The 1324-nt window shown below is 44.2% G+C and carries 1 protein-coding gene; it reads right to left on the reverse strand.

Features of this window, described 5'->3' with window-relative positions; translation table 11 throughout:
* Positions 1-821 (reverse strand): group II intron reverse transcriptase/maturase (gene ltrA / locus DB895_RS14100; protein ID WP_116725991.1); only part of this gene is annotated, 821 nt, incomplete at its 3' end.
* Positions 822-1324: the final 503 nt, after the last annotated feature.

Consider the following 1324-nt stretch of genomic DNA (forward strand, 5'->3'; position numbering starts at 1 on the left):
GATGCAAACGAAAATCCCAATATCGTGAACTGAATGGGTTTTCGAATCCCACTCTTTTCTCGGTTGATGGTTAGTTTCAGCTTGTCTTTCAAAAACAGAAAGATGGCGTTGCCAACCGTTTTGGCTTGGTATTTCGACTTGGTGTAAATGCTAAAATCATCGGCATAGCGAACAAACTTCAATCCTTTTCGTGTCAGTTCTTTGTCCAATTCGTGGAGCAAGATGTTTGACAAAAGCGGACTTATCGGACTTCCTTGCGGAACTCCTTTTCGTCGTTTGACCAGTTTTCCTTTGATGAGTATTGGCACTCGCAACCATTTGCGGATTAATCGCAAAGTCGTTGGGCATTTTACCTTTTGGTAAATCAAGTTCATCAGCAAGCAATGGTCGACTTCATCAAAGAAGGTCTTTAGGTCAATATCTACAATATAATTGTAGCCTTCGTGAATGTTCCCCAAGGCTTTGCCTACCGCTTGGCGGGCATTTTTGTTGGGTCGAAATCCGAAGCTATTCACGCTAAAATCCTTTTCAAATCTCGGCATCATCGCTTGCGACACGGCTTGTTGAAGCAGTCTGTCAACTACTGTTGGAATTCCCAAAAGTCGTGTTTTACCATTTCCTTTTGGAATCTCCACGCCAAGAATGGGTTGCGGTAAATAACGGTCATTCCTAATATCTTCCAGTAATGCGGGTTTGTGTTCACGGAAATAGTCCGCCAGTTGAATGGTTTTTAGCCCATCAACGCCCGCACTGCCTTTATTGACCTCTACTTGACGTAGCGCCTTTTGGAGATTGTAAGGATGTGTTACTTGTGCAATCATGCTTGGTGTTTTACGTTAAAATTCTTCCTGTTCCGCTTTTTCAGGGCTATAACTTGCGTTATTCCGATGAAAATTTAGAACCAATTTGCGTTCAGTCCTTCCTTGTTTGTGAGACTTGTGCGGTATCTATTCGCAACTCGTTGCCCCAAGTACTATGACTTCTGCTGACTTCTCCACCTAACCACTCGTGGTTGTGAAGACCTCCCTCGGTAAGCACTTCCTCTTTCCGTCTATCCCCGACGCATCTACTAACTAAATATGTTGTCTCTAGGCTTTGCATTGCTGTGCATGCTTACCCAATTTAGCTAGCCTCTTATGCGCTTTGTGTTCCTCGGTACAGACTTTTGCCGTTGGGCTTCCTTCACTGCATGGGTCGCCCCAAACCAGCTTGCCACGTGCTAATCGGCTCAATATAATATCAACAACTTGCCGATAAGGGACTTGCACCCTCTAGATAAAATTCCTACTTTTGAGGAATTGGAAGTGCATGCAAGGCACACACA

The organism is Flavobacterium psychrotolerans, assembly GCF_003097635.1.
Taxonomy (GTDB): Bacteria; Bacteroidota; Bacteroidia; order Flavobacteriales; family Flavobacteriaceae; genus Flavobacterium; species Flavobacterium psychrotolerans.